Source organism: Ralstonia sp. ASV6, assembly GCF_016429285.1.
Taxonomy (GTDB): Bacteria; Pseudomonadota; Gammaproteobacteria; order Burkholderiales; family Burkholderiaceae; genus Ralstonia; species Ralstonia flaminis.
The window spans coordinates 1-18,644 of the sequence record NZ_JAELUI010000027.1 but is presented as its reverse complement, the minus strand read 5'-3'; the positions used below and the strand labels follow the sequence as shown (position 1 = coordinate 18,644).

Below are 18,644 nucleotides of genomic sequence, written 5' to 3'. Positions count from 1 at the left end.
TCTGGAACCCGTGATGCCACGCGCCGCTGCCATCCCCATGCCGTTGCCGCAGATCACCCACATCGTGCTGGTCCGCCACGGCGAGACCGACTGGAACCGTGAGCGCCGTCTGCAGGGCCAGCTCGACGTGCCGCTGAACACGCAGGGGCTGGAGCAGGCCACGCAGCTGGGCCGCGCGCTTGCGCGCGAGCGGTTTGATGCCGTGTATGCGAGCGATCTCTCGCGTGCCAAGCAGACCGCGCAGGCGCTGGCGGATGAAGTTGGCGTGACCGTGCGCGATGACGCCGGCTTGCGTGAGCGCTGCTACGGTGAGTTCGAAGGCCTGACCTACGCCGAAGTCGCTGAAAAGCACCCCGGCGAATTCGCCGCGTGGCAGGAGCGCGTGCCAGACTTTGCGCCCCCCGGCGGCGAGACGCTCATGGGGTTCCACGAACGTGCGGTGGAAACCGCCCTGCGCCTGATTCGCCGCCACCCCGGCGAGCGCATCGCGCTGGTCAGCCACGGCGGCGTGCTCGATTGCCTGTACCGTCACGCCAACGCCATGACACTCACCGAGCCGCGCCAGCATGAGCTGCGCAACGCCAGCATCAACCGGCTCTCATCCGATGGTCATCAACTGACCGTGCTGCAGTGGGGGGATGTCGCGCACCTGGATTTGCTGGTGCTCGACGAAGTCGACCGCCGCGTGCCCTAGCGCTGCGCTGCCGGCTGGGTTCAGAACCCGGAGCGTGGAGTGTGGGACCTCAAACATCGGGTTCAGAACCTCAATTGCAGCGTGCTAAACCCCAAATGCGGTGTCCGGAACGTGACCGACCCGAGTTCAGAACCGCAAACATCGCGTTCAGAACCTTGAGCGTAGCGTTCAGATCGCCGCATGTGGGGTTCAGAACCTCAACTGCGGGGTCTGGAACCTGAGACATCGGAGTTCAGAACCTCGATCGCCGAGTCCCGAACCCGGCGCGGTGCGTTCAAAACACTGAATACCGGGCTCTCGGGCTCTCGGGCTTTGAAGCGCAAGCGCGGGTTTGAGCGCGTGACGCGCTACACCTTCAGCCGGAACGGTGTGAAGTTGGTGTCGCGGTCGTAGTAGTCCTCGTTTTCGGCGCGCTTGAGGAAGGCGACGACGCGGTAGGTGAGCGGCATGGCCACGATTTCCCAGCCGGTCTTGAGGATGTATTGCGCGATGGCCACGCGCAGCACCTGCTCGTGGGGCCAGATGCCGTAGAAGGCGATCACGTAGAACAGCGAAGAGTCGACCGCCTCACCCGCCATCGTGGAGCCCACGATGCGCGTCCACAGCCATTTCCCGTTGCTCCAGATCTTCATCTTCGCCAGCGTGTAGCTGTTGGTGAAGCTGCCGCACCAGAACGCGATGAGCGATCCCGCGACGATACGCGGGGTGTTGCCGAACACGTCATTCAGGCTCTTCTGGTAGTCGGCCATGAACGGCGCCACGGGCAAGGCCAGTACCACCAGTGCCATGAACGACGCGAAGATCAGCGCAGCAAAGCCGGCCCACACCACGCGCCGGTCGCGGCCGTAGCCGTACACCTCGGTGAGGATGTCGCCGAAGATGTACGAGATGGGGAAGAACAGCACGCCCGCGCCAAACGTGACGGGCCCGATGATCGGCAGCGTGACTTGCGCCGCCTTGGCCGCGCCGATCAGGTTCGAGCACAGCAGCACCGTCACGAAGGCGGCCATGACGAAGTCGTAGTAGCGGAAGTTGCGCTGAGGACTTGGGGTGGTCATGGCGGGTATGAGGCAGGCTGTTAGTTGTTGCCGTCCCAGAGGTCGCCCTTGGGGGCGCCCAGCCCAAAGTGCTGGTACGCCGAGGCGGTGGCCATGCGCCCGCGCGGCGTGCGCTGCAGGTAGCCCTGCTGGATCAGGTACGGCTCCAGCACGTCTTCAATCGTGTCGCGCTCTTCGCCAATGGCGGCGGCAAGGTTGTCGATGCCGACCGGCCCGCCGTTGAACTTGTGCAGGATCGCTTCGAGCAGTTTGCGGTCCATCAGGTCAAAGCCGACCGCATCCACATCGAGCATCGCCAGCGCGGCGTCGGCCACCTCACGGGTGATCACGCCATCGGCCTTCACCTCGGCGTAGTCGCGCACGCGGCGCAGCAGGCGGTTGGCGATACGGGGCGTGCCGCGTGAGCGCTTGGCGATCTCCAGCGCACCTTCGTCCACGATGTGCGCGTTCAGCAGGCCCGACGAGCGCGTGACGATCTTTGCCAGCTCGGCGGGCGTATAGAACTCCAGCCGCGCGACGATACCGAAGCGGTCGCGCAGCGGGTTGGTCAGCATGCCGGCGCGCGTGGTGGCGCCCACCAGGGTGAACGGCTGCAGATCGAGCTTGACCGAGCGCGCCGCCGGGCCCTCGCCGATCATGATGTCGATCTGGTAGTCCTCCAGCGCCGGGTACAGGATTTCCTCCACCACGGGCGAGAGTCGGTGGATCTCGTCGATGAAGAGGACGTCGTTGGCTTCGAGGTTGGTGAGCAGCGCGGCCAGGTCGCCTGGGCGCTCCAGCACGGGGCCGGAGGTCTGGCGCAGGTTGACGCCCATCTCGCGCGCAATGATGTGCGCCAGCGTTGTCTTGCCCAGGCCCGGCGGGCCGAACAGCAGCACGTGGTCGAGCGCCTCGCTGCGGTTCTTGGCCGCCGTCATGAAGATGTCGAGCTGGCCGCGCACCTTTTCCTGGCCGACGTATTCGTCGAGCAGTTTGGGGCGCAACGCGCGCTCGAAGGCCTCCTCGTTGGGGGAGGCGGGGGACGCTGAGATGATGCGCTCAGCAGAGACGGCCTTGGCGGCGAGCTTGTCGGTTTCGATCATGACGGGAGGGCGGCGCGGACGGGCCATTCTACCGCCTCGCTACCGCCCGGGCTTCAGCCTTTTGAGAGGGCTTTGAGCGCCAGCTTGATGCCTTCGGACACGCCCGTGCCGGCCGGCACTTGCTTGATGGCCAGCGCGGCTTCCTTGTCGGAATACCCCAGCGCCAGCAGGGCGTTGAGCACGTCCACCGCATCGTCCGACACGGCGGGGCCGCCTGGAACCGTACCCAGGTCCGCGCCGAGCTTGCCCTTGAGTTCGAGCAGCAGGCGCTCAGCGGTCTTCTTGCCGATGCCCGGGATGCGTGTCAGCCGCCCGGCCTCCTGCAGCGTCACGGCTTGTGCAAGTTCAGCCACCGACATGCCTGATAGCACCGCCAGTGCAATCCGCGCACCGATGCCCGAGATCTTGATGAGCTGGCGGAAGGTCTCGCGTTCGGCGGCGGTGCCGAAACCATAGAGCAGGTGCGCATCCTCGCGCACGATCTGCTGGACGAGCAGCACGACCTTCTCGCCGGTGGCGGGCAGGTTGTAGAACGTGCTCATCGGCACGTCGATCTCATAGCCGACGCCGTGGCAATCGACCAGCAGGTGCGGCGGGTTCTTTTCGATCAGCGTCCCGGCAATGCGTCCGATCATGGGTGGGGTTCCTCCTCCAAAACGGGACGCAGTGTAGCCGATGCCGGGTCGCGCAAATGCCTTAGCGCTTGAATGTCGATACGGCCTGTCGCCCGATGGCCGGATCGTCGGTGAAGAAGCCATCGACCCCTGCACGCAGGAAGGCCTGGATTTCCTGGATCGAGCCGTTCACGTTGCGCGTGTTGTCCGCACCACTGCGCAAGGATGGCGGCAGGAAGGTGTTCTCTGGCCGGAAGGTGTACGGGTGAACGACCAGACCAGCGTTGTGCGCGTTGCGGATCAGGTCGGTCGGGGCGGTCAGCTTGCCGTTGGCATCCAGCCCCATGATGCTGCTCTTGTCCGGGCCCACGCCGTTGGCATACGCGGCAATGTCGCGCATGCCTCGGCTGGTCATCATGTCGCCGAAGCTGCGGCTGTCCTTGGCGACGACAAAGTCGTAGGGCTGTCGGCTGGATGTGCCCATCAGTTGCACGAGCCGCCAGTTGGGCTGGCTGCCGCCGATCCTGTTGCGGATGGCCTTGAGGTTGGCGACTTCGAACGACTGGATATAGACCGTGGTGCGGCTGGCCGTGAAGGCATCGCGGCGCAGGCCGTCGATCAGCTTGTCTTCCAGCGGCAGGCCGATCGACTGGAAGTATGTCGGGTGCTTGGTTTCCGGATAGATGGCGATGTTGCGGCCAAGCCTCGCGGATTGGTCCCGCGCCAGCGCAACGATCTCGTCGAGCGTGGGGATGGCGAACTGGTCGTTGTAGGCCGTGTTGTTCGGGCGGATGCTGGGAATGCGCTCCCGCGCGCGCAGCGTCTTCAATTCGCTGAGGGTGAAGTCTTCCGTGAACCAGCCGGTCACGCTCTGGCCGTCGATCGTCTTGGTAGTCTTGCGGCCAGCAAACGCAGCGACGTCGGCCACGTTGGTGGTGCCGGAGATCTCGTTCTCATGCCGCGCCACCAGCACGCCGTCCTTGGTCGAGACGAGATCCGGTTCGATGACGTCGGCGCCATCGTCGATGGCCTTCTGGTACGACGCCAGTGTGTGTTCGGGCCGCAGTGCGGAGGCGCCCCGGTGGCCGATGACCTGAATGGTGGTGATGGGCGTGGTGTCGCCTCCGCCGCCGCCGTTGTTGCCACCGTGGTTGTATTCCATCCGGCAGGCGGACAACGCAACGACTGCAGTCAGGGCAAGCGGGCTCAACAGGGTAAGGCGACGCAGCATCGGGGGCTCCCGGAAACGGACTCACCGCATGGTAGTCGCGGGGCCGCGAGGGAGCTACCCGCAGGCTTTGAGAATCCTGTCAGCCGACCAGACGGCCGCGCCGTACGCGCAGGCCCTTTTGCGCAAGCTGCGGCGCCAGCCCGGCCATGGCGGCAAGGGTCTCGCCGCCGTGTGCGTGGCAGATCGCCACGCCGAGTGCGTCGGAGGCATCCGAGCCGGGTTTGCCTTCGAGGTTGAGCAGGCGCACGACCATCTCCTGCACCTGGTCTTTGTTGGCGCGGCCGTAGCCGACCACGGCCTGCTTGAGTTGCAGCGCGGTGTATTCGAACACCGGCAGGTTGCCGCTCATCAACCCGCAGATCACCGCGCCGCGTGCCTGGCCCAGCAACAGCGTCGACTGCGGGTTGACGTTGACGAACACCTTCTCGATGGACGCGCAGTCGGGCCGGTACGTGCTCACCAGTTCCGATACGCCGTCGTACAGCGTCTTCAGCCGGCTGGGCAGGTCGGCATTGCCGTTGCTCTTGATCGTGCCCGAGGCCACGTAGACGAGCTTATGGCCGTGCCGTTCAAGTACGCCAAAGCCGGTTGTGCGAAGGCCGGGGTCGATGCCGAGGATGCGCATGCAAGCGTGAGTGAGGAGCCAAAGAAAAACGGGGCAAGGCGCCAGTTTACGCCTTGCCCCGTTGATCGGTCATTCTTGAGAGAAACGTGCTTAAACCGAAGCGAAGCGGTTCTGGTGGTTCAGCGCCGCCGCAGACAGTACATATCGGTACGGCAAGGCGGCGCTGGGCCGCCAGAATCGGTTTAAGCGCGTTTCTTAGTGGCGGAAGTGACGCGTGCCCGTAAAGATCATCGCCACGTTGCGCTCGTCGGCAGCGGCGATCACTTCATCGTCGCGCACCGAGCCGCCCGGCTGGATCACGCACGAGGCGCCGGCATCGACCACCACGTCCAGACCATCACGGAACGGGAAGAACGCATCCGACGCCACCGCCGAACCTGCCAGCGTGAGGCCGGCGTTCTGCGCCTTGATGTTGGCGATGCGGGCGGAGTCCACACGGCTCATCTGGCCGGCGCCCACGCCCAGCGTCATGCCGCCGCCGCAGAACACGATGGCGTTCGACTTGACGAACTTGGCGACGCGCCAGGCGAACATCAGGTCGTCCATTTCCTTCGGGGTCGGGTGGCGCTTGGTCACCACGCGCAGCTCGCTCGGCTGCACGTTCTTGGCGTCCGGGCTCTGCACCAGCAGACCGCCGCCAACGCGCTTGAAGTCGTACGCGTTCACGCCCTTGCCGAGCGGGATCTCCAGCACGCGCACGTTCTGCTTGGCCGCGAACACGGCACGCGCGCCTTCCGAGAAGCCCGGGGCGATCAGCACTTCCACAAACTGCTTGGCAACGATTTGCGCGGCTGCTTCGTCCAGCGGCACGTTGAAGGCGATGATGCCGCCGAAAGCCGAGGTCGAATCCGTCTTGAAGGCCTTTTCGTACGCTTCTTGCGCGGTGCCGCCGATGGCCACGCCGCACGGGTTGGCGTGCTTGATGATGACGCACGCGGCACCCTTGGCCGGGTCGAACGACTTCACGCATTCCCACGCGGCATCGGCGTCGGCGATGTTGTTGTACGACAGCTCTTTGCCCTGCAGTTGCTTGTACGCAGCCAGCGCGCCGTCCGTGGCCTTGAGGTCACGGTAGAAGGCGGCCGACTGGTGCGGGTTCTCGCCGTAGCGCATTTCCTGCACCTTGTCGAAAGCCAGGTTCAGCGTTTGCGGATAGGCGCTGCGCGTGCTGTGCGACTTGTCGGCGCCCAGGCTGGTCAGGTAGTTGGTGATGGCGCCGTCGTACTGTGCGGTGTGCGCGAACACCTTCTTGGCCAGCATGAAGTTGGTTTCGTAACCGACCGTGTTGTTGTTGGCCTGCATCTCGGCCAGTACGGTGGCGTAGTCGGCCGGGTCAACGATGACGGTCACGTCGCGGTGGTTCTTGGCAGCGGAACGCAGCATGGTCGGGCCGCCGATGTCGATGTTCTCGATGGCGTCAGCCAGCGTGCATTCGTCCTTGGCCACCGTCTGCTGGAACGGGTACAGGTTCACCACCAGCAGGTCGATGGTCGGGATGCTGTGTTCAGCCAGCGCAGCCATGTGCTCGGGCAGGTCGCGGCGGGCCAGGATGCCGCCGTGCACCTTCGGGTGCAGCGTCTTGATGCGGCCATCGAGCATTTCCGGAAAGCCGGTGTAGTCCGCCACTTCCGTCACGGGCAGGCCCGATTCGGCCAGCAGCTTGGCGGTGCCGCCGGTGGAGAGGAGCTTGACGCCGCGCGCGTGCAGGGCGCGGGCAAAGTCGACGATGCCGGTCTTGTCGGAAACGGAAAGCAGGGCTTGCTGGATCATGGTGGGAACGCCGTTGGGCGAAAGTGGCACCTTGCGATGCCGTCAGAAAGGAAATCGGTTCGAAGCCTGAACGCTATCTCAGCCAGGTCACAGCAACCCGTGCTGTTGCAACTTTTTGCGCAGCGTGTTGCGGTTGATGCCGAGGTAATCGGCGGCCTGCGACTGGTTGTTGGAGGCCCATTCCATCACGGTTTCCAACAGCGGCCGTTCAATGGCCTGCAGCACCATGTCGTAGACGTTGGACGGGTTCTCGCCATCCAGGTCGCGGTAGTACGTATCCAGGCTGTCGCGGATGCAGCGTTCGATCGGGTTGCGGCTCATGCGGCAAGCGGTTCCTTGTTGTTGTCGTTGTTGCCCGTCGTGGGGCGCTCGCTGTCGGCGGTGTGCTGGTCTTCGTAGACCAGACGGTCGGACAGCGCGCGCTGTTCGTCGAAGAACGCGTTGACGGCAGCAAGCTGTGCCGCAGTGTCTTCGATCGTGTTCATGCGGTGGCGGAACAGGTTGGCCCCCGCCAACCCGCGCGTGTACCAGGCGATGTGCTTGCGTGCGGTGCGCGCGCCGGTGTATTCGCCGTAGAACGCGTAGTGCTCTTCCAGGTGCGTGTTCATGATGCCGCGAATTTCTTCCACCTCCGGCGCCGGCAGCAGCGTGCCGGATTGCAGGAAGTGTTCGATCTCGCGGAACAGCCACGGGCGCCCCTGCGCCGCGCGGCCGATCATGATGGCATCGGCGCCGGTCACCGCCAGCACGTGCTTGGCCTTGGCCGGCGTGGTGATGTCGCCGTTGGCGACCACTGGAATGCGCACCGATGCCTTGACCGCGGCGATGGTGTCGTACTCCGCATCGCCGTGGTACAGGTCCGCACGGGTGCGGCCGTGCACGGTCAGCATGCTGATACCGGCATCCTGCGCGATACGCGCCACGCTGAGCGCGTTGCGGTGTTCGCGATCCCAGCCAGTGCGGATCTTGAGCGTGACCGGCACGCGGTCGCCCACGGCACCGACCACCGCCTCGACGATGCGCTGGACCAGCGGCTCGTTCTGCAGCAGGGCGGAGCCGGCGGCCACATTGCACACCTTCTTGGCCGGGCAGCCCATGTTGATGTCGATGATCTGCGCGCCGCGGTCGACGTTGTAGCGCGCGGCTTCGGCCATCATCATCGGTTCGGCGCCAGCAATCTGCACGGAGATCGGTTCGACTTCGCCCGTGTGGTTGGCGCGCCGCATGGTTTTTTCGCTTTTCCAGAGCTGCGCGTTCGACGCGACCATCTCGGACACCGCATAGCCCGCGCCAAGCCGCTTGCAGAGCTGGCGGAACGGGCGGTCCGTCACACCCGCCATGGGGGCGACGAACAGGTTGTTGCGGAGGGTATGCGGTCCGATCTGCACGGTGCGCGATGCGTGGCTAGGGATGGAGAAACGAAAAAACAGCCCCTTCCGCCCGGGTCGGTGGACACGTTGGGCGGAGCGACGGGGGTGAAAATGCGAGGTCGGGATTTTACCGCCAAACGGCCGAATTGCCTAAATGTTGTGCACAAACTATGCGGCGGTGCGGTTGGCACGGGCGTCGCTGTCGTGGCAATCGTTACCGGAACCGCTGCAGGCTATAGGGGCCAGCGTCGATGAACGGGGCGCGTCCGGCCACCAGATCGGCGATCAGCCGTGCCGTGCCGGGGGCACCAGTCATGCCGAGATGGCCGTGGCCAAAGGCGAAGAAAACGTTGCGGTATCGCTCCGAGCGATCAATCAAGGGCAGGCTGTCCGGCAGGGATGGCCGATGGCCCATCCAGGCGCTATCCTCGGCAAACGCGAGGCCGGGGAAGAGCTGCTGGCCCTGTCGCTTCAGGATGTTGGCGCGCCGGTAGTCGGGCGGGGCATCCAGCCCGCCGATCTCCACTGTGCCCGCAATCCGCAGGCCGCCTTCCATGGGCGTGGCGATGAATTTGCGTTCGCAGTCCATGATCGGTCGCGAGGGCTGTACGGTGGGCGCAGACAGCGTAGTGTGATAGCCGCGCTCGGTATCCAGCGGGACACGAATGCGCGTGAGCCTGGCGCCCAGCCGCATCGACCAGGCTCCCGCACAGAGGATGAGCGTGGAAACGGACAGCGTGCCGCAATCCGTGTACAGCCGCTTGGGGCCATGCTCGCCAAACTCGAAATCCAGCACCTTGCGCCGCAGGACCGTGCCGCCCGCCGCCACAAAGTTGGCCGCCAGCGTTTTGACCAGCCGTTCCGGATTGCACGTGAAGCCGTTGTCGGGCAGCAGCAGGCCCGATTGAATGTCGGGCGCCAGCGAGGGTTCCAGTTCGCGGGTCTCGCCTGCGCTCAGCGCTTGCGAGCGCACGCCCGTCGTGTCGCGAATCGACTGCGCCAGCCGGTCGCCCGACGAACGCGCCAGCGTGCGCCATACATACAGATGGCCCGACTGGCGGATCAGCCCGTCATATTGCGCGGCGTCGAGCAGGCCGCGATAGCCGGGAAAGGTCGCGCCAAAGAGGTTCGCCAGTGGCGCTGCTGTCGCGCGGGCTTGTGCCTCGTTGCCCGCGCGTACCCATTGCAATAGCCAGGGCAGTGCGCGTGGCAGGTATGGCCAGCGTACGGTCAGCGGCCCCATCGGGTCGGCCAGCCATTTCGGTACCTGCTTGAGCATGCCCGGCAGCGCCATCGGCACAACCGAGGCCACGCTCAGGCAACCTGCGTTGCCGAATGAGCAACCTTCGCCCACGCCGGCCTGATCCAGCAAGGTGACTTGGTAGCCGTCGCGCTGCAGCTGCAACGCGCATGCAGTACCGACAATGCCGGCGCCCACCACGGTTGCGTGTGGGCGATCTCCGGCACGGGGTGGGTTCACGCGCTAGCCCCGCTGCCCGAACATCATCTGCCGTGCCAGCCCGTGCTTGAGCGGCGGCAGGCATTCCAGCAGCGTGAGCGCCGCGCCGCGCAGGTGGCCAAACGGCCGGCCCGGCACCGCAAACGCGCGCGGCAGCAGATCGGTCAGGCCGATGGTCACGGCGCGGTCGAATGCGCGTTCGCGGGCAAAGCGCGCCAGTGCGGCGGGCGTTGCCCCATCGCGCAGCGCACGTGCCATCTCGAACGCATCGCGCAGCCCTAGGTTGAAGCCCTGGCCGGCGACCGGGTGAATGGTCTGCGCGGCGTTGCCGATGGCGGCGACGCGGCGGTCGACGGGGATGCGCTGGGCATGCAGGCCGAGCGCGAAGGTGTGGCGCGGGCCGACCTGTGTGAAGTGGCCCATGCGGTCGCCAAAGGCGGTGCTCAATTCTGTGAGGAAGGTGTCTTCCGGCAAACCGGCGCGGCGGCGCGCCTCGTCGGGCGAGCAGCACCAGACCAGCGCGTAGCCCGGGCCCTGGGCGTCGTCCTGCGGTAGTAGCGCGAGCGGGCCCTCGTTGGTGAAGCGTTCCCAGGCCCAGCCTTCCAGCGGCGCCGAGCAGCGGACATGCGCGACGATGGCGGTCTGGCCGTAGTCGCGCCGGCGTGCGTGCGAGAGTCCGCCGGCCTGCTTGCGCGCATCGTCAAACAGGCCGCCTTCGGCTTGCACGACGACTTCGGTTTCGATGGCAAGTGGATGGCGCCCTTCGCGCAATGCCCGCACACGTGCCGGAGCGATGGTGCCGTCGGCGCGCGGCAGTTGCTCTACGCGCTCGACCGGCGTGTGGTCATAGCGTGTGAGGCGGTTCGGGTAACGCTGCATCTGCGTGGCCAACGCGGTGTTGAGCGCGGTGCTCAGGTCGCCGTATTGCACGACGTGACCAAGCGCGGGGACGTCGTAGTCTTCGCGGCGGATATGGGCTTGCCCAAAGTGGCCGCGCTGCGAGACATGGATATGCGTAATGGGCGTGGCGCGTGCTGGCCAGCCGCCAATTTCCTGCAGCAGCACGCGTGAGCCGTGCGACAGTGCCAGCGCGCGCGGGTCACGCGCCGCCGCTTCGGCGTCGCGCGCATCGAACAGGGCGATGCGCCAGTCGGTATCGCGCAGCAGCCAGTTGGCCAGCGCCAGCCCCACCGGCCCGGCGCCGACGATGGCGACATCGAAGTCCGGCGCGGTCGCGGATGCGTCCGTCATTGCCGGCCTCGCATCACCGCTTCGATTTCATCCGCGGCCACTGGTACGTCGCGCGTGATGATCTCGCAGCCGTTGGGCGTGACGATGGCATCGTCTTCGATGCGGATGCCGATGTGCCAGTACTGCTCGGGCACACCCGCGGCGGGGCGCACGTAGATGCCGGGCTCGACGGTCAGCACCATGCCGGGCTCCAGCGGTCGCCACGGGCGTTCACCCTGCGCAGGTGCGGCGCCAGGCGTACGGTATTCGCCTACGTCATGCACATCCATGCCGAGCCAGTGGCCGGTACGGTGCATGTAGAACTGGCGGTACTGGCCGCCGGCGAGCACGTCGTCGAGGGTGCCGACTTGGTTTGCATCCAACAGACCGGTATCGAGCATGCCCTGCGCCAGCACGCGCGTGGCGGCGTCGTGCGGCACGTTGTACGGCACGCCGGGGCGCGTCTCGGCAATGGCGGCTTCCTGTGCGGCGACCACGAGTTCATACAGTTCGCGCTGCGGGCCGGTGAAGCGGCCGTTGACGGGGAAAGTGCGCGTGATGTCCGACGCGTAGCCGTCCAACTCGCAGCCAGCGTCGATCAGGCAGAGATCGCCGTCGCGCAGTTCCGCATTGCCAGCGCGGTAGTGCAGCACGCACGCGTTCGGGCCGGTGGCGACGATGGAGTTGTAGGCGACGCTCTGTGCGCCGTGGCGGCGGAATTCATAGAGCAGCTCGGCTTCGAGGTGGTATTCACGCAGGCCGGCGCGCGAGGCTTGCATGGCGCGCACGTGTGCCCCGGCTGAGATGCGCCCGGCGCGGCGCATGATGTCGAGTTCACCCGGGTCCTTGAACAGGCGCAGTTCATCCAGAATGGCGCGCACGTCGAGCGCCTGATGCGGCGACGACACGCCTGCGCGGCCTTGCATGCGCACGGCGTCGAGCCAGCGGCGCATGCGGCGGTCGAACGTGCCGCTTTCGGCCAGCGGGTAGGCCACGGCTGCGGCGTTGGCGAGTAGCCCCGGCAGGGTTGCGTCGATGTCTTCGACCGAATGCGCGGCGTCCAGGCCGAAGGCTTCCTTGGCCGCTTCGGGGCCGAAGCGGAAACCGTCCCAGATCTCGCGCTCTTCATGCTTGGGGCGGCAGAACAGCACGCTGCGCGTGGGGCCCTCACCAGCCGGTGCGATGATGGCGAGCACCGCTTCGGGCTCCGTGAAGCCGGTCAGGTAGTAGAAATAGCTGTCGTGCCGATAGGGGTAATCGCTGTCGCGGTTGCGCATGGCTTCCGGCGCGGTCGGCACGATGGCCACACCGCCACCCGCCGCGCGCAGCCACTGCGCGACGCGCTCGCGGCGCTGGCGATAGGTCTGGAGGAAGGCGAGTTCAGTGGCGGACATGACGTGGATTCCGGCAGCAAAAGGATGCGTCGATTGTAACGCCGCCCTTGTTGTGCCATCCGGTGCCACCTCAATTGCAAAGAAAATTGTGACGTGCGGGGCCGTCCTCTAAAGTCTGGGGCCAGCATGGTCGATAGACGTCTGTGTGTTGCCCCCCCCGGTTGCGACGTCTGCCCGCTATGGAACGGCCGTATTGCATCGGCCTGCCCAGGAGAACTGATGCTCGTCAGCAGCTACAACCCCCTACTTGTCCTCCTTTCCCTCCTCGTGGCCATCCTGGCGTCTTATACGGCGCTGGATATGGCCGGACGCGTGGTAACCGCACAGGGCCGCGCGGCATTCTGGTGGCTGGTAGGTGGGGCGTCAGCCATGGGGGTGGGTGTATGGGCAATGCACTTCATCGGCATGCTGGCGTTCAGCTTGCCGATTCCCCTTGGCTATGACGTGTGGATCACGCTGGCCTCGCTTGCCATTGCGATTGCGGCGTCAGCGTTTGCGCTGTGGCTGGTCAGCCGGAGCGAGCTTCCGTGGCGGCGCCTGGTTGGCGGCGCGCTGCTGATGGGCGCTGGCGTGGCCGGCATGCACTACACCGGTATGGCGGCGTTGCGCATGATGCCGGGCATCCATTACGACCCAGCCACGTTTGCACTGTCGGTGGTGATTGCCGTGCTGGCATCGGGCGCGGCGCTGTGGATCGCGTTCCGCCTGCGTCGCCAATCGCATCGGGTGCGGGCATTGCGTGCAGGCGCAGCGGTGGTGATGGGCGTCGCCATTGTCGGCATGCACTACACCGGCATGGCCGCCGCCGCATTCCCCTACGCCAGCGTATGCGGTGCAGCCCACACCGGGGTGAGCGCCGAGTGGCTGGCGTTGGTCATCATCATCGTGACGCTGGCAGTGCTGGCCATTGCGTTGACCACTTCCGTGCTGGACATGCGCATGGAAGCGCGTACCGCCGTGCTGGCCACTTCGCTTGCCCAGGCCAACCAGGAACTGGCCTATCTGGCGCTGCATGACAATTTGACCAAGCTTTCCAACCGCATGCTGCTGGAAGACCGCCTGAACCAGGCGATCCGCACGGCCGATCGCGAGAAGCGCCGCTTTGCGCTGATGTTCATGGATCTGGATGGATTCAAGGCCATCAACGATGTCTACGGCCACCACGTTGGGGATCTGCTGCTGATTGATGTGGCACAGCGCATCGTTACGCGTGTGCGCCAGCAGGACACCGTGGCACGCGTGGGCGGTGACGAGTTTGTCGTGCTCGCCTATGTGGATGATCCGCAAGACGCCGGGTCGCTGGCAGATGCACTGCTGGATGTGGTACGCGAGCCCTTCATGGCGGGCGGGCATGAGCTACGTGTGTCGACCAGCATCGGCATCGCCATGTACCCTGGCGACGGCGGCAACCAGCATGATCTGCTCACCAATGCCGATGCGGCCATGTACCACGCCAAGGGCCTGGGCCGGAACGCCTACTGCTTTTTTGAGCCGTCGATGAACGCCAACGTGCACAAGCAATTGCAGCTTGTGCAGGACCTGCGCCTGGCGATCGAACGCAACGAGCTCGTGCTGCACTACCAGCCGAAGTTTCATGCCCCCGACGGCCCCATTGCTGGCGTGGAGGCGTTGGTGCGCTGGCAGCATCCGGTGCGCGGATTGTTGCCGGCCAACGACTTCATCCCGCTGGCCGAAAAGACCGGCCTGATCGTGCCGCTCGGCGCCTGGGTGCTGAACGAAGCCTGCCGCCAGATGGCGCAGTGGCGCAGCGAAGGGCATACCACGTGGAGTGTCGCCGTCAATCTCTCTGCGCTGCAGTTTGCCCACGCGGCGCTCATCGACACGGTGCGAGATGCGCTGGCGCGCCACGCGCTCGAACCGCACTGCTTGATGCTGGAGATTACCGAGTCGACCGCCATGCGCGATGCTGATGCCAGCCTGCGCATCCTGCAGCAGCTAGACGCCATGGGCGTGCGCATCTCCATCGACGATTTCGGCACCGGGTATTCCAGCCTGCTGTACCTCAAGCGCTTGCCGGCCAGCGAGCTGAAGATCGACCGCGGCTTTGTGCGCGACCTGGCGCACGACACGGAGGACGCGGCCATCGTGTCGGCCATCGTGGCGCTGGGCCAGACGCTGAACCTGCGTATCGTCGCCGAGGGGGTAGAGACGGCCGAGCAGCAGGCGTTTCTCACGCGGCTTGGGTGTGATTCGCTGCAGGGCTATCTGCTGGGCCGCCCGATGACGGCCGAATCATTAAGCGCGTCGGCGTCGGGCTGACTAGGCTGTCTGTGACCGCAGTTCGGCGTCCAGCGCAGCCAGTTGGGCTGGGGTGCCGACGTTTTCCCAGCGGCCATCGAAGCGCTCGCCGGTGGCGCGGCCTTCTGCAATGGCCTGGTGGTATAGCGGTGTCATCGCCAGGCGCGTGCCGGGCCCGATGCCGGCAAACAGGCGCGTGTCGTACAGGCCGATGTTGCCGAACGTGAGCCGTTGCGTGCCATCGACGTGAAGCACGCCGTCATCAGCCAAGGCAAAGTCACCACGCAGATGATAGGGCGGGTTCGGCACCATCACGAGGTGCATGCCCGGCGCATGCTGCGCAGCCATGGCGCTCGCGCGCTCGCGCAGCGCGGCGTAGTCGTAGTCGCAGAACACGTCGCCGCTGATGGCGATGAACACGCTGTGGCCGTCACCGGCACGCAGCAACGGCATGGCCTGGGCGACACCGCCTGCTGTCTCCAGCGCTTCGCTTTCCGGCGAATAGGTAAGGCGTACGCCCCAGGCGCTGCCGTCGCCGAGCGCGGCTTCAATCTGCGCACCCAGCCAGGCATGGTTGATGACGATGTCGCGCACACCCGCTGCCGCCAGACGCTCGATCTGCCAGACGATCAACGGTTTGCCGCCAACCTTCAGCAGGGGCTTGGGCGTGTGGTCTGTCAGCGGCCGCATGCGATCACCGCGGCCCGCCGCAAAAATCATGGCCTTTATCGTGGAACTCAAGCCATCACCTTCAAGAGAATCAGCAGCACAGCCATACCGCCGACGATGGTCCACATCGCGCTCTTGGTGAGGCGTGCGATGACGATGGCGACGATGCCGGCGATCAGGCGCGGGTTGTCGACCGACACCGCCAGCGCGCCGTGGCGCATCAGCAGGTCAGGTGCGATCAGCGCGGTCAGCATGGCGGCTGGCACGTACGGCAGGGCGCTGCGGAACCACATCGGCAGGTTCATGCGCCCTTCCAGCGCGATGAACGACAGGCGGATCAGGTAGGTGGCAGCGCCGGAAATCAGCAGCACGCCGAAGAGGATGAGTGCCTTCATGCCGCGGCCTCCGTCTTCGGTCGGGTGAGCAATCGCTCGACAATTGCGCCGATGGCAATGCCGACGCACGCTGCGCCCATCAGCCCCAGCTTGTGCGGCCAGCCCGTCCATGCCACCGCCAGTGCAGCCCCGGTGAGCGCAGCGGCCAGTTGGGCGCGCGTGCGCAGCGACGGCACCACGATGGCGATGAACGTGAGCGGCAGGAAGAAATCGAGCGGCCAGGTGGTCGGCACCTGCGCACCGAGCATCACGCCGACGATGGTAGATGCCTGCCAGCTCGTCCACAGCGCCACACCGGCGCCGAGAAAGTACCAGTGGCGGTAGGTTGTCTCTTCCGTACCCGAGTTTGCGTTGGAACGTGCATTGACGACGCGGCGGTTCATGGCGGCGAAAGCCTCGTCTGTCAGCAGATAGGCGATCAGCCATTTCCAGCGGCGCGGCAGATGCGCCAGCGCGGGGGCAATGCTGGCCGAGTACAGCGCATGCCGCAGATTCACCATCGACACGGTCGCCGCAATGACCAGCGCGGGCGCGCCGCCGGCCCATAGCTGCACCAGGATCATCTGCGAGGCGCCCCCGAACACGATGGCGCTCATCGCCACTGCAAGCCACGCGGGCATGCCGGCAGACGTGGCCAGCACGCCGTAGATCAGGCCGAACGGCACCACGCCCAGCAGCATCGGGGCGAGTGCGAGAACGCCGGCGCGGAATTCAGCAGCGCGTGGAGAGGCCATTGGCAATCAGAACGTGTAGCCGATCTGCTGGGCGCGATCTTCGAGCTGATCGAGCAGACGGGCGAGCGGGGCCAGCGCGTTGTAGCGGCCGCAAACGCGGCGCAGGTAGGCGATGAAGCGGGGGGTGTCTTCCACGTAGCCGGTCTTGCCATCGCGGTAGCACAGGCGCGCGAAGATGCCGGCCACCTTCAGGTGACGCTGCGCGCCCATCCATTCGAGTGCACGGTAGAACTCGCCGAAGTCCTCATCCACCGGCAGGCCGGCTTTGCGGGCGGCTTCCCAGTAGCGCACGGCCCAGTCGAGCTCCTCTTCTTCTTCCCACGACAGGAAGGCATCGCGCAGCAGCGAGGCAGCGTCGTACGTGATCGGGCCATAGACCGCGTCCTGGAAGTCCAGCACACCCGGCCGCGACGGGTCGGCCGCGTTGATCATCAGGTTGCGCGGCATGTAATCACGGTGCACGTACACGCGCGGTTGGGCCAGGGCACTGTCGACCAGCAGCTTGAAGACCTTGTCGAGCGATTCACGCTGGGCCGCGTCGAGCGGGCGCTGCAGGTGGCGGTCGATGTACCAGTCGGGGAACAACGACAGCTCGCGGCGCAGCAGCGCTTCGTCGTACGGCGGCAGTTCGCCTTCGCGCGAGGCCGATTGCCAGCGCACCAGGGTGTGGATCGCCGGGCGAAACAGCGTATTGGCGTAGGTGAGATCGAAATTGCGCTCGCGCAGCGATTGCAGATAGGTTTGCGGGCCGAGGTCGGTCAGTAGCAGGAAGCCGTGGGCGATGTCCTGTTCCAGCACCTGCGGCGCGTGCACGCCGGCGCCGTTCAGCAGGCCGGCCACGTGGACGAACGGGCGGCAGTCTTCCTGCGGTGGAGGGGCATCCATCAAGATGAGGGTGCCAGGTTGGCTATTGACTGCGCCATCTACTCGGAAGTAACGACGGAAGCTGGCATCGGCCGAGGCAGGGCGCAGCGTATCGATGTGCAGCCCGTGGGCAGCGGGCAAAGTGCTGAGCCAGTCGCGCAGTTGGTCGAGACGCGCGTCGGTTGCGCCGGTGGCGGCGCCAGGGGTCGAAGCCATGCTGAGGGAATGCTGGAATGAGGCAGGAAAGAAGCCCCGTATAATACCCGACCGAGTTTCGTCGCGAGCGAGCGCCAGCCCCGTCTGGCCGGCCCGGAGCGGCAAAACACCGACCGATGATGTGCCTGCGCGCCCGGCGCCCACTTGCCCGGCGCGTGCCCAGTTTCCGACTTGCATGACCGAACCGAACCGAGCCAGGAAGACCCGGCAGCGCACTGCTGTTGCCAAGCCCGACGAGCGGGGCGCCGACAGGGCTGAACGCGGGGCCGCAAACCGGCGCAGCGCGCTGGCACTGCGGCCGCTGGTGTTCGCCGTGGCTGGGGTCTGGGCGGCGACGTCCGCAGCGCAGAGCCAGGACGCCGCGCAATCGGCGCCTGTGGCAACGTCGTCTGAGTCTTCCGTGACGGCGCTGGCCATCTCAGGCCCGGCAACGCCCGGCGGCAGCCCGCTGGTGCCCAAGATGGCCGAGCCGGTCCAGCGTCAGGACAACACCGTCCCCACGTTCACCGCGGCCGACAAGATGGACGGCCGCACCAATGAAGACGTGCATCTGCGCGGCCACGGTGAGTTGCGCCGCAACGGCACGGTGGTGAAGGGCGACACGCTCGACTACAACCAGGATACCGACGTCGCCACCGCCACCGGCAATGTGCGGCTGTTCAAGGGCGGTACGCTGGTCACCGGACCGGACGCCAAGCTCAAGGTGACCGCCAACGAAGGCACCATGAGCACACCGTCGTATGAGTTCCACACGACGGGCGGTCGCGGCAACGCAGATCGCATCGATTTCATCGACAAGGACAACACCCGCATCACGCACGGCACGTACACCACGTGTTCGCCAGACAACGTCGACTGGTACTTCAGCGCAAGCCGCATCGACATCGACAGCGATCGCCAGGTTGGCACCGGCCGCAATGGCGTCCTGCACTTCTTCGGTGTGCCTGTGTTTGCGGCGCCTGTGATGGATTTCCCGCTCA

General features: G+C 65.9%; 18 protein-coding genes. 3 read left to right on the top strand and 15 right to left on the bottom strand.

Going from position 1 to position 18,644, the window contains the following annotated elements:
- Positions 1–13 precede the first annotated feature (13 nt).
- On the top strand, positions 14–694 hold the full coding sequence (locus tag JHD73_RS07355) for a histidine phosphatase family protein (protein WP_199029279.1): 681 nt from the start codon (positions 14–16) through the stop codon (positions 692–694).
- Between the two features lie 347 nt (positions 695–1,041).
- Here the strand turns inward: JHD73_RS07355 and JHD73_RS07350 are convergent, their stop codons facing one another.
- The 11 genes from JHD73_RS07350 to JHD73_RS07300 form a co-directional block, all read right to left on the bottom strand.
- Complete coding sequence (locus JHD73_RS07350; protein WP_199029277.1) at positions 1,042–1,752, bottom strand: queuosine precursor transporter; 711 nt, start codon at positions 1,750–1,752, stop codon at positions 1,042–1,044.
- A 20-nt stretch (positions 1,753–1,772) separates the two neighbouring features.
- A complete protein-coding gene (ruvB, locus tag JHD73_RS07345; RefSeq protein WP_199029331.1) occupies positions 1,773–2,834 on the bottom strand; it encodes a Holliday junction branch migration DNA helicase RuvB in 1,062 nt (353 codons plus the stop codon).
- A gap of 53 nt (positions 2,835–2,887) precedes the next feature.
- Positions 2,888–3,469, bottom strand: coding sequence for a Holliday junction branch migration protein RuvA (gene ruvA, locus JHD73_RS07340; protein WP_199029275.1), 582 nt, complete (start codon positions 3,467–3,469; stop codon positions 2,888–2,890).
- Between the two features lie 61 nt (positions 3,470–3,530).
- Positions 3,531–4,679, bottom strand: a complete 1,149-nt coding sequence (locus tag JHD73_RS07335; RefSeq protein ID WP_199029273.1) for a glycerophosphodiester phosphodiesterase — start codon at positions 4,677–4,679, stop codon at positions 3,531–3,533.
- A gap of 79 nt (positions 4,680–4,758) precedes the next feature.
- Positions 4,759–5,304, bottom strand: a complete 546-nt coding sequence (gene ruvC / locus JHD73_RS07330) for a crossover junction endodeoxyribonuclease RuvC (protein WP_199029271.1) — start codon at positions 5,302–5,304, stop codon at positions 4,759–4,761.
- A 195-nt stretch (positions 5,305–5,499) separates the two neighbouring features.
- Positions 5,500–7,074, bottom strand: a complete 1,575-nt coding sequence (purH, locus tag JHD73_RS07325; protein ID WP_199029269.1) for a bifunctional phosphoribosylaminoimidazolecarboxamide formyltransferase/IMP cyclohydrolase — start codon at positions 7,072–7,074, stop codon at positions 5,500–5,502.
- 87 nt (positions 7,075–7,161) lie between these two features.
- The gene (locus JHD73_RS07320) at positions 7,162–7,395 is read right to left on the bottom strand and encodes a Fis family transcriptional regulator (protein ID WP_021196530.1); all 234 of its coding nucleotides are present in this window, start codon (positions 7,393–7,395) and stop codon (positions 7,162–7,164) included.
- Positions 7,392–8,462, bottom strand: coding sequence for a tRNA dihydrouridine synthase DusB (gene dusB / locus JHD73_RS07315; RefSeq protein ID WP_199029267.1), 1,071 nt, complete (start codon positions 8,460–8,462; stop codon positions 7,392–7,394). The genes JHD73_RS07320 and dusB overlap by 4 nt, the downstream gene beginning before the upstream one ends.
- Positions 8,463–8,658: 196 nt before the next feature.
- Positions 8,659–9,924 (bottom strand): NAD(P)/FAD-dependent oxidoreductase, encoded by a 1,266-nt coding sequence (locus JHD73_RS07310; RefSeq protein ID WP_368735505.1) that lies wholly within the window; start codon positions 9,922–9,924, stop codon positions 8,659–8,661.
- Positions 9,925–9,927: 3 nt separating this feature from the next.
- Positions 9,928–11,154: a UbiH/UbiF/VisC/COQ6 family ubiquinone biosynthesis hydroxylase gene (locus tag JHD73_RS07305; RefSeq protein ID WP_199029265.1), complete on the bottom strand. Its 1,227-nt coding sequence runs from the start codon at positions 11,152–11,154 to the stop codon at positions 9,928–9,930.
- Positions 11,151–12,527 carry an aminopeptidase P N-terminal domain-containing protein gene (locus JHD73_RS07300; RefSeq protein ID WP_199029263.1) on the bottom strand — a complete coding sequence of 459 codons (1,377 nt, stop codon included), beginning with the start codon at positions 12,525–12,527 and terminating at the stop codon, positions 11,151–11,153. Before JHD73_RS07300 ends, JHD73_RS07305 begins: the two co-directional genes overlap by 4 nt.
- Before the next feature lie 219 nt (positions 12,528–12,746).
- On the opposite strand from JHD73_RS07300, the gene JHD73_RS07295 reads away from it, so the two are divergent.
- Positions 12,747–14,807, top strand: a complete 2,061-nt coding sequence (locus JHD73_RS07295; protein WP_199029261.1) for a bifunctional diguanylate cyclase/phosphodiesterase — start codon at positions 12,747–12,749, stop codon at positions 14,805–14,807.
- Here JHD73_RS07295 and murU read toward each other — a convergent pair whose 3' ends face one another.
- The 4 genes from murU to JHD73_RS07275 are packed head-to-tail and all read right to left on the bottom strand — an operon-like array spanning position 14,808 to position 17,664.
- Positions 14,808–15,515, bottom strand: coding sequence for an N-acetylmuramate alpha-1-phosphate uridylyltransferase MurU (gene murU / locus JHD73_RS07290; protein WP_199029327.1), 708 nt, complete (start codon positions 15,513–15,515; stop codon positions 14,808–14,810).
- 8 nt (positions 15,516–15,523) lie between these two features.
- The gene (locus JHD73_RS07285; RefSeq protein WP_199029259.1) at positions 15,524–15,850 is read right to left on the bottom strand and encodes an AzlD domain-containing protein; all 327 of its coding nucleotides are present in this window, start codon (positions 15,848–15,850) and stop codon (positions 15,524–15,526) included.
- Positions 15,847–16,584 carry an AzlC family ABC transporter permease gene (locus JHD73_RS07280; RefSeq protein ID WP_199029257.1) on the bottom strand — a complete coding sequence of 246 codons (738 nt, stop codon included), beginning with the start codon at positions 16,582–16,584 and terminating at the stop codon, positions 15,847–15,849. The genes JHD73_RS07285 and JHD73_RS07280 overlap by 4 nt, the downstream gene beginning before the upstream one ends.
- A 6-nt stretch (positions 16,585–16,590) precedes the next feature.
- Positions 16,591–17,664, bottom strand: coding sequence for an aminoglycoside phosphotransferase family protein (locus tag JHD73_RS07275; protein ID WP_199029255.1), 1,074 nt, complete (start codon positions 17,662–17,664; stop codon positions 16,591–16,593).
- A gap of 175 nt (positions 17,665–17,839) precedes the next feature.
- On the opposite strand from JHD73_RS07275, the gene JHD73_RS07270 reads away from it, so the two are divergent.
- On the top strand, positions 17,840–18,644 hold an 805-nt coding region (locus JHD73_RS07270; protein WP_199029253.1), incomplete at its 3' end, for an LPS-assembly protein LptD.

Excerpts from the sequence above, each read along its gene's own strand:
- JHD73_RS07355 (WP_199029279.1), top strand. The coding sequence starts at position 14 with ATGCCACGCGCCGCTGCCATCCCCATGCCGTTGCCGCAGATCACCCAC.
- JHD73_RS07350 (WP_199029277.1), bottom strand. The coding sequence starts at position 1,752 with ATGACCACCCCAAGTCCTCAGCGCAACTTCCGCTACTACGACTTCGTC.
- ruvB (WP_199029331.1), bottom strand. The coding sequence starts at position 2,834 with ATGATCGAAACCGACAAGCTCGCCGCCAAGGCCGTCTCTGCTGAGCGC.
- ruvA (WP_199029275.1), bottom strand. The coding sequence starts at position 3,469 with ATGATCGGACGCATTGCCGGGACGCTGATCGAAAAGAACCCGCCGCAC.
- JHD73_RS07335 (WP_199029273.1), bottom strand. The coding sequence starts at position 4,679 with ATGCTGCGTCGCCTTACCCTGTTGAGCCCGCTTGCCCTGACTGCAGTC.
- ruvC (WP_199029271.1), bottom strand. The coding sequence starts at position 5,304 with ATGCGCATCCTCGGCATCGACCCCGGCCTTCGCACAACCGGCTTTGGC.
- purH (WP_199029269.1), bottom strand. The coding sequence starts at position 7,074 with ATGATCCAGCAAGCCCTGCTTTCCGTTTCCGACAAGACCGGCATCGTC.
- JHD73_RS07320 (WP_021196530.1), bottom strand. The coding sequence starts at position 7,395 with ATGAGCCGCAACCCGATCGAACGCTGCATCCGCGACAGCCTGGATACG.
- JHD73_RS07305 (WP_199029265.1), bottom strand. The coding sequence starts at position 11,154 with ATGACGGACGCATCCGCGACCGCGCCGGACTTCGATGTCGCCATCGTC.
- JHD73_RS07300 (WP_199029263.1), bottom strand. The coding sequence starts at position 12,527 with ATGTCCGCCACTGAACTCGCCTTCCTCCAGACCTATCGCCAGCGCCGC.
- JHD73_RS07295 (WP_199029261.1), top strand. The coding sequence starts at position 12,747 with ATGCTCGTCAGCAGCTACAACCCCCTACTTGTCCTCCTTTCCCTCCTC.
- JHD73_RS07285 (WP_199029259.1), bottom strand. The coding sequence starts at position 15,850 with ATGAAGGCACTCATCCTCTTCGGCGTGCTGCTGATTTCCGGCGCTGCC.
- JHD73_RS07280 (WP_199029257.1), bottom strand. The coding sequence starts at position 16,584 with ATGGCCTCTCCACGCGCTGCTGAATTCCGCGCCGGCGTTCTCGCACTC.
- JHD73_RS07275 (WP_199029255.1), bottom strand. The coding sequence starts at position 17,664 with ATGGCTTCGACCCCTGGCGCCGCCACCGGCGCAACCGACGCGCGTCTC.